General features: G+C 63.9%; 9 protein-coding genes. 1 reads left to right on the top strand and 8 read right to left on the bottom strand.

Annotated features, from left to right (window positions below):
* The first annotated feature begins 497 nt into the window (after positions 1-497).
* Positions 498-929: a Fur family transcriptional regulator gene (locus tag L8V00_RS06210; protein WP_049050209.1), complete on the top strand. Its 432-nt coding sequence runs from the start codon at positions 498-500 to the stop codon at positions 927-929.
* Here the strand turns inward: L8V00_RS06210 and L8V00_RS06205 are convergent, their stop codons facing one another.
* From L8V00_RS06205 to ybeY, 8 genes are all read right to left on the bottom strand, one after another.
* Entirely contained in the window at positions 930-2105 is a 1176-nt protein-coding gene (locus L8V00_RS06205) for a VIT1/CCC1 transporter family protein (RefSeq protein WP_034985317.1), read from the bottom strand.
* Positions 2102-2860, bottom strand: coding sequence for an isoprenyl transferase (locus L8V00_RS06200; RefSeq protein ID WP_070487307.1), 759 nt, complete (start codon positions 2858-2860; stop codon positions 2102-2104). The genes L8V00_RS06205 and L8V00_RS06200 overlap by 4 nt, the downstream gene beginning before the upstream one ends.
* Positions 2861-2884: 24 nt before the next feature.
* Positions 2885-3634 (bottom strand): DNA repair protein RecO, encoded by a 750-nt coding sequence (gene recO / locus L8V00_RS06195; RefSeq protein ID WP_034985321.1) that lies wholly within the window; start codon positions 3632-3634, stop codon positions 2885-2887.
* Positions 3635-3681: 47 nt separating this feature from the next.
* A complete protein-coding gene (locus L8V00_RS06190) occupies positions 3682-4065 on the bottom strand; it encodes a DUF4282 domain-containing protein (RefSeq protein ID WP_269944522.1) in 384 nt (127 codons plus the stop codon).
* 3 nt (positions 4066-4068) lie between these two features.
* Positions 4069-4833, bottom strand: a complete 765-nt coding sequence (locus L8V00_RS10060; protein ID WP_269944521.1) for a DUF4282 domain-containing protein — start codon at positions 4831-4833, stop codon at positions 4069-4071.
* A 169-nt stretch (positions 4834-5002) separates the two neighbouring features.
* A complete protein-coding gene (gene era / locus L8V00_RS06180; protein ID WP_173362254.1) occupies positions 5003-5959 on the bottom strand; it encodes a GTPase Era in 957 nt (318 codons plus the stop codon).
* Between the two features lie 64 nt (positions 5960-6023).
* Entirely contained in the window at positions 6024-7391 is a 1368-nt protein-coding gene (locus L8V00_RS06175) for a hemolysin family protein (protein WP_070487310.1), read from the bottom strand.
* Positions 7392-7430: 39 nt separating this feature from the next.
* Positions 7431-7979 (bottom strand): rRNA maturation RNase YbeY, encoded by a 549-nt coding sequence (ybeY, locus tag L8V00_RS06170; RefSeq protein WP_269944520.1) that lies wholly within the window; start codon positions 7977-7979, stop codon positions 7431-7433.
* Positions 7980-7988: the final 9 nt, after the last annotated feature.

Genomic DNA, 7988 nt, shown 5'->3' with positions numbered 1-7988 from the left:
CGAAGGGGCGTCATAAAAATGGGTGAAGATAAAAAAGAACCCGCGGTTAGGGGGGTAAATACCGCGGGTTCCGGCCACGCTTTCCTCGTAAAGAGAATGGGGCCTGTTCCCTTTAACTGGAAGCTGCGAAGGGGGGGATTACGCACGCTCCCAAGGGAACTGCCTTAAATCTAGCCCGGGGGTTTCTAGAAAGTCAAGCGTCCGGAGCACATTATTTGGGCATATTTTTCCGGCTCGCCGCTGTTGCGTGCGGGCTCAGGTTCTGGTGGCCACTGCACCGCGCACGCGGCGACCACACACCGCTATCGTGCCGCACTGGAGCTGCCCTAGAAGGACTTATCGAAAGCTTATTGAAAATTACCAGCAAGATCCCTATTGTGGGTAGTTACCGCAGGTTGACTGCTGCAGAAGCGGTATTAGTTAGCCACACAGCGCACGTTTGAAGCACATTTAGAGCACATTCAAAGCACTTTTAGAGCACAAGGAGCGAGCTCACCGTGAGCACCCCAGCTACCAACAAACTTCCCAAGATCGGCCAGCGCAACACCCGCCAACGACGCGCTGTGGCGGAGCTATTGGAAGGCCTCACCACGTTCTGCAGTGCCCAGGACATCCACCAGAAGCTCGTAGCCCAAGGCCACAAGGTCGGCCTGACCACCGTGTACCGCACGCTGCAGCAGATGGCGGAAGCCGGCGCGATCGATACGCTCTACGACGATTCCGGCGAGACCCTCTACCGCGCCTGCGCCACCGACGACCACCATCATCACCTGGTGTGCACCTCCTGCCGCCGGACCGTGGAGATCGACGGCGGCCCCGTCGAGGACTGGGCCGCGGAGACCGCCAAGAAGTTCGGCTACAAAAAGTCCGGCCACACCGCCGAGATCTTCGGCCTGTGCGGGGACTGCCAGAAGAAGTCCGCCAGCTAACTAGACGTTAAACAGCGAGCCGAGCAGGTAGGTCGCCCCGGCAGCGCCGAAACCGATAAGCAATTGACGCAAAGCGCGTCGGCCCGGCTCCACGCCAGACAGCAAGCCCACCACAGAGCCGGTAAACATCAAGGCCAGGCCCACCATCACGCAGGCGACAATCGCTGCGGTGGAGCCCGACAGGCCGAAGATATACGGCAGCACCGGGATCAAAGCGCCAACCGCGAAGCAGAAGAAACTGGAGACCGCAGCGGACAAGCCGGAGCCGCCATCCTCGTGTTTGGGAGCCGCGTGCTCCGCCATGCTCTCCCCGGCGCCCTGCACGGACACAGTGCCAACCTTCTCTGCATCGAAGGCCTGCTCCCCTACCGGCTGGTTCGTCTCGATGATGGAATCGAAAACGCGGCGGGCGCGGTCGGCGGCCTCCTGCTCGCTCATGCCACGGGCGCGGTACACGAGCGCCAGCTCGTTCTGGTTCACGTCCAGGTTCGGCAGCGAGCGGCTAGCGTTCGGATCCGGGGCATTCGCACCCAGCAGCTCCTTCTGCGAGGTCACGGACACATACTCGCCAGCAGCCATCGACAGCGCGCCAGCCAGCAGGCCAGCGATACCGGTGACCAGCACCAGGTGGGAAGATCCACCCGTGCCGACCATGCCCAGTACCAGCGCCAGGTTCGAAACCAGGCCATCATTCGCGCCGAAGATAGCAGCGCGGAAATCGCCCGACATGCGGGCGCGCCCGCGCGCGGCCAGGCCACGGACAACCTCGGCGTGAATCGTCTCGTCCGCCGCAAGCTGGTCGTCGGCGTCCGCATCCGAAATGTACTCGTTGCGCTGCTCCGAGGATTGCATCAGAGCCAGCACGAACACCGATCCGAAGCGTCGCGCCATCCACGCCTTCATGCGGGTATCCAGGCTGGCCTTGCGCGGCAGACCCACGTATTCACCGAGGCGGTTCTTCCAATAGGCCTCGTGGCGCGCCTCTGCTTCTGCAAGCCCCAGGAGGATGGCGCGCTCCTCGCCGGTCTTCTTACGCGCCAGCTCGCGGTAGACGGCACCCTCGGCACGCTCGTTGGCCAGGTACTGCTGCCAGCGGGCGATCTGGCGCTTCGTCGGCTGCGGCTGCTCGACCTGCTCGGCGGCATCCGCCCCGTTTGCACCGGTCACGTCGCTCACTTCACACCTCCAAAGCGCCTATCGCGCTTCGCAAACTCCAGCACTGCCGCCCGCAGGTGGTTCGGCGTGTAATCCGGGAACAGCACATCCTGGTACACCATCTCCGCGTAGGTGGACTGCCACGGCAGGAAGTTCGAGGTTCGCATCTCGCCCGACGGCCGCAGGAACAGATCCACGTCCGGCATGTCCGGTTCGTCCAGGTAGCGGGCGAACGTCTTCTCGTTCACCTGCCGGGGCTTCAGCCGACCGGCCTTCACATCCTCGGCGATCCAGCGCGCCGCGTCCGCGATCTCCGCCCGGCCACCGTAATTCACGCACATGCCCAAGGTCATGGTCGTGTTGTTCTTCGTCAGCTCCTCGGCCTGCTCCAGCTCCGCAATCACGGTGCGCCACAGACGCGGGCGGCGCCCCACCCAGCGGATCCGCACCCCCAGGCTGTTCAGGTAGTCGCGCTGGCGGCGCAGCACGTCGCGGTTGAAGCCCATCAGAAAACGCACCTCGTCGGCTGACCGGCGCCAGTTCTCGGTGGAGAACGCATAGGCCGAAAGGTAATCCACGCCCAGCTCGATGCACTCCTCCACCAAGGACATCAGCACAGCCTCGCCCCGGCGGTGCCCCTCGGTGCGGACCATGCCGCGCTCCTCAGCCCAGCGCCCGTTGCCGTCCATCACTAGCGCGATGTGCTTCGGACGGAGCTCCGGCGGAATCTCGGAACGGTCCACGTGCGGATATTCAGTGCTACTCACCCGTACCATATTGCCACACCCGCACCACTGCCCCTATAGCGCCGCGTAAGCCGGGCAGCCTACCTCGAGCTGCTGTCGCACGTGTGCCAGTAGCAGGCGGTGCGATTGTGCCGCGATGTCTTGCCCCTGCTGGTCGCGGAGTACTTGGGCTGCTTGTTCGTGACGCCCCTTCTTCAGCAGCCACAGGGCGTGTACCGCCGCCGACGGCGGCGTGAACGCGCCCGGAGGCCTGCACGTCACGCACACCGCACCACCGGCCCCCGGGTGGAACGCCCGGTGGGGGCCGCGCTTGCCGCACTGCGCGCAGTCGACCAGGCTGGGCTCCCAGCCGGCGACTTCCAGGCCATGCAGCACGAACTCGTCGGCCACGCTGACCGGAGGGAGGGCTGAGGTGGTTAGTTGCTGGAGCGCGGCGTCCAAAAGAAAAAAGATCGAGTGCGCCGACGAAGGCTCGGCGGCAAAGACCTGGGCCATCTCCAGCATCGCCGCGCCAGCGTAGAAGCGATCGACATCCGCGACGATCGGCGAGGCGTAGGTGGCGACGGTGGCGGCGTCGGTGACGTTGGCCAGTGAACGGCCAGGATAAATCTGCACGTCAACGCGGGAAAAACGGTCCAGACGGGCACCGAAACGGGAGCGGGTTTTGCGGATGCCCTTGGCTACGGCACGGATCAGGCCATTATCCTTGGTGAGCAGGACGAGGATCAGGTCGGCCTCGCCCAGTTTGTAGGTGCGAAGCACAAAGGCCTCGTCCCGGAAGCTGGGACGAGACCTTCTACTCATAGGCAGCCAGTATAGCGCTTGCTGCAAAGTGATCGGGCTTAGACAAGCTAGGCGGACATACCCCGCTGCTTGATGCGAGCCCACGCGGCGGAAGTACTGGTCAGCGCCGCGAAGACCTCCAGGACAATACGGACGACCGCCAGGTTAACGATCGACTGGAAGATCGAAACCACGGAGGAAATCAGCTTGCCTCCAACGGAATCCCCGCCGCTCAAATCCACCTTCGCATAGGCCTGGCCTTGATCGGAGTAGGACCCATAGGCAGAGAACTCGAGGAAGGAACTATTGGTCCAGGTTCCGATCAAAGAGAACAGCAGGTACAGACCGATCACGATCGTGGCGAGGATGTAAAGCACTCGCAGGAAAGAACGGGTCGTGTACTTCTCAAAGCTAACGTCGAAGAGCCCGGAAAGAAAAGATTCGTTTCCCATCGGCTAGCTCCCGTTGGTCGAGTTACGCGCCTGTCGCTCGTCGATGGACTGCACCGACTGCGCGGTGCGGATGATGGACACAGCGACCTCCAGACCAACGCGGTAGACCGCCAGCCACGCCGCGGCACCGAGGAGCACCAGCGGGATGCCGATGAGCGCCAGGATGATTGCGGAAGCGTCCTGCGCCATCGCCGCAAGCAGGCCGATGATCGCCAGCAGTACGACGAGGCCGACGACGATCATCAGCAGGATGTACAGCACCTTCACCACCGACGGGGTGACGTAGCGGTTAAAGCTGAAGTCGAACAGGGCAGCGAAGAAACCGTCGTTGTCGGTGCCCGTCGTGTTCGCCATCTGCTGGTTCGGGTAAGCCTGGAAACCGGCCGCACCCTGCGGCTGGTTCTGCTGGCCCCAAGGCTCCTGCTGGCCCCAAGGCTCCTGCTGGCCGAACTGGTTCTGGTCGAACTGGTTCGTGTCGTACTGACCCGGCTGGCCGTAGGAGCTCGGCTGGGAGTACTGGTCCTGCTGGCCGAACTGATCCTGGCCGTAGGAACCGTACTGACCCTGCTGGTCCTGGCCGTACTGACCCTGCTGGTCCTGGCCGTACTGGCCGAAGCCCTGGGAGTAGTCCTGCGTCTGGTCCTGTCCGGAACCGTTGTTCAGGCCGCCGTTATCGCCAGCGCCGTAGCCAGCGCCATTGTCGCCAGCACCGTCTGCCGAGTGCTTGCCGGAATCATCGGAACCGTAGGGGTTAGACGGAGTTGTCACTAGTAGCCCTTCCTAGCGGCGCAATCCATGCGCCTGGTTAGGGGCGCGCCATGCGCCACGAAATTTCAAGATCAAGGTCTAGACCAAACTATCGCACTTCGCTTCCGCGCACCGGCTCAGAACTAAAAAATGGTCAAACCCAGTTCAGCCCCAGGTCAAGACCAAGCCGCTAGAACCCCATCCGTCCCAGCTGCTTCGGGTCCGACTGCCAGTTCTTCGCCACCTTAATGTGCACGTCCAGATAGATGTTCTGGTCCAGCATCTTCACGATCTCCAGCCGCGAGCGGTGGACGATGCGCGACAGGCGCCGACCGTCCTTGCCCCGCAGGATCGCCTTCTGGCCTTCGCGCTCCACGTAGATCACCGCGTGCACGTCCAACACGCCCTCGCGCTGCGGGTTCGGCACAACCTCCTCGATCTGCACGGCCACGGAGTGCGGCAGCTCATCGTGCAGCCCCTCGAGCGCGGCCTCGCGGATCAGCTCGGCCATGCGGGTATCGCGGTCGTCGTCGGTCACGTGGTCGTCCGGGTAGAACTTCGGCCCCTCCGGAAGCTGGTCGCGTAGCACGTCCAGCAGCACGTCCAGCTGCACTTGCTTGGTGGAGGAAACCGGCACCACGTCCGCCCCATCCAGCAGTTCGTGTAGCGCCAGCAGTTGCGCGCCGACCTGGTCCTTGGAGACCTTGTCCAGCTTCGTCACCACACCGATCAGCGGAGTCTTCGGGGCGACGGAACGCACGGCGTCCACAATCCAGCGATCCCCCGGGCCGATCTTCTCGTCCGCGGGCACGCACATGGCGATGACGTCCACATCCGAGTACGTTTCCTTCACCACCTCGTTTAGCCGCTCGCCGAGCAGCGTGCGGGGCCGGTGCAGTCCGGGAGTGTCCACCAGGATGATCTGCGCGTCCTCGCGGTGCACGATGCCGCGGATGGGGTGGCGCGTGGTTTCCGGCTGGTCGGCGGTGATGGCGATCTTCTCCCCCACCAGCGCGTTCGTCAGGGTGGACTTGCCGGTGTTGGGGCGGCCGACGAAGCTGACGAACCCGGAGCGGAAGCCCTCCGGAGCGCGGTATTCCTCCGGCACTTCCATCTCTTCGGGCGCCACGCCCGCCCCTTCGGGCATTCCCGCGCCCGGGTCGAAGGGGTCTTCGGGGATATAAGGATCGTTCATGGTCATCAAGTATCCCTTATTGCTGTTCTTTATCGCCAGCGGCTTTATCTTGTTCCGCCGCCTCACCATCGCGGCTGGCATCACCAGTGCCTTCAGGCTGCTGCTCGCGGGTCACCACGGCGGTACGGATCTTCACGCGCCCACGGCGGTCGCGCCCGCCCTCGTAACGGACATGCAGACCGGCGGTGGAAATCTCCGCCCCCGGGATCGGCACCCTGCCCAGCTCGAAGGCTCCAAGGCCGTAGACGGTATCCACTTCCTCGTGCTGCGCCTCGCTGAACTCTACGTCCTCGAAAAGCTCCTCGAGTTCCTCCAGCGACAGGCGCGCCTGCACCCGGTAGCTGCCGTCCTCCAGCGGCTCGATCGGCGCTTGCTCCGACGTATCGTATTCGTCGGTGATCTCGCCGACGATCTCCTCCAGGATGTCCTCAATAGAGATCAACCCCGCCACGGCACCGTATTCGTCGATGAGCATGGCGATGTGGATCTGGTCGCGCTGCATGTCCTCCAGCAGGTCGTCCAGCTTCTTCGAGTCCGGCACGAACACGGCAGGCCGCATGCAGTCGCGCACGCGGATGGAGCTGCCGCCGTCGGTCATGTGATAGGTCTCTGCGATGAGGTCTTTGAGGTAAATGACGCCCACAATGTCGTCCACGTCATCGCCCACCACGGGCAGGCGGGAAAGACCGGTGCGCACACACAGGCTGGTGGCCTGGCCGGCGGTCTTGTCGGCCTCAATCCACACCATCTCTGGCCGCGGCACCATCACGGAGCGCGCCGAGGTGTTGGCAAGGTCGAATACGGATTGGATCATCCGGCGCTCGTCCATCTCCACCACGCCGCGTTCGGAGGCGATGTCCACCATCTCGCGCAGCTCGATTTCGGAGGCAAAGGGGCCGTTGCGGAAACCCCGGCCGGGGGTCAGCACGTTACCCGCGCCGACCAGCAGCTTGGCGATGGGGCCCAGTAGCTTGGATAGGCCCAGCAGGATCGGGGCGGTCGCCAGGCTAATGGTGTACGGGTTCTGCCGGCCGAGCGTGCGGGAGAGCACGCCGATCAGGATGAACGTCAGCAGCGTGACGATCACGATGGCGGTGGCGAAAGCCCAGCCGCGCGAGCCCATCAGCTCCACACACGCGGCGGCGGCCAGCACCGCGCCGGAGACCTCGCAGATGGTGCGGAGCAGCACCAACAGGTTAATGTGGCCAGCCCGCCCCTCGAGCACCCGCTCCAGCCGGGCCGCGCCCGGGCGATCCTCCTTCACCAGGTTCTCCACCCGCGCCGCGGAGAGCGAGGACACTGCCGTTTCCACCAGCGACAGCACACCTCCGAGGAAGAGCGCAAGGATCGCGAACGGGATGGATAAGGGGATGTCGATCGTCATCTTTCGAAGCTTCTAGGTCTTCCTGGGTTTGGGTGGGTTCTAGTCCTGGGTATCGTCGCGGTCCGCGGCGCTGGGGAAGGCCCCGGCGCCGGTTGGCTTCGGGGCGAAGCTCACGCCGCGCTCCTCCTGGGAGTCGTACCAGTTCGCCAGGATCTCATTCTGCAGGGCGAACATCTTCTGCTCGTCCTCCGGGGTGACGTGGTCGAAGCCCAGCAGGTGCAGCACCCCGTGGACGGTCAGCAGGTCGAGCTCGTGAGCCAGGGAGTGGCCCGCACGGGTCGCCTGCCCTTCGGCAAAGTCGGGGCACAGCATGATGTCACCCAGCATCGCCGGGGAGGGCTCCGCCGCATCCTTGCGGCCCCAACCTGGCGTCAATTCGTCCATAGGAAAGCTCATCACATCGGTAGGGCCGGGCAGATCCATCCACCTAACGTGCAGGTCCTCGATGGTTTCCAGGTCCACAATGTGGATAGATAGTTCGGCGGCCGGGTGGACGTCGAGGGTCCACAGGGCGTAGCGGGCGACGTCGATCAACTCTTCCTCGTTGACCTCGCCGCGGCCGGATTCGTTAAAAACTTCGATGCTCATTGGGTGCTT

Source organism: Corynebacterium evansiae, from assembly GCF_027570065.1.
Taxonomy (GTDB): Bacteria; Actinomycetota; Actinomycetes; order Mycobacteriales; family Mycobacteriaceae; genus Corynebacterium; species Corynebacterium evansiae.
This window is presented reverse-complemented; position numbering and strand designations above follow the sequence as displayed.

Coding starts and splice junctions, on each gene's coding strand:
- ybeY (WP_269944520.1), bottom strand. CDS start 7,979: ATGAGCATCGAAGTTTTTAACGAATCCGGCCGCGGCGAGGTCAACGAG.
- recO (WP_034985321.1), bottom strand. CDS start 3,634: ATGAGTAGAAGGTCTCGTCCCAGCTTCCGGGACGAGGCCTTTGTGCTT.
- L8V00_RS06200 (WP_070487307.1), bottom strand. CDS start 2,860: ATGGTACGGGTGAGTAGCACTGAATATCCGCACGTGGACCGTTCCGAG.
- L8V00_RS06190 (WP_269944522.1), bottom strand. CDS start 4,065: ATGGGAAACGAATCTTTTCTTTCCGGGCTCTTCGACGTTAGCTTTGAG.
- L8V00_RS06175 (WP_070487310.1), bottom strand. CDS start 7,391: ATGACGATCGACATCCCCTTATCCATCCCGTTCGCGATCCTTGCGCTC.
- era (WP_173362254.1), bottom strand. CDS start 5,959: ATGCCCGAAGGGGCGGGCGTGGCGCCCGAAGAGATGGAAGTGCCGGAG.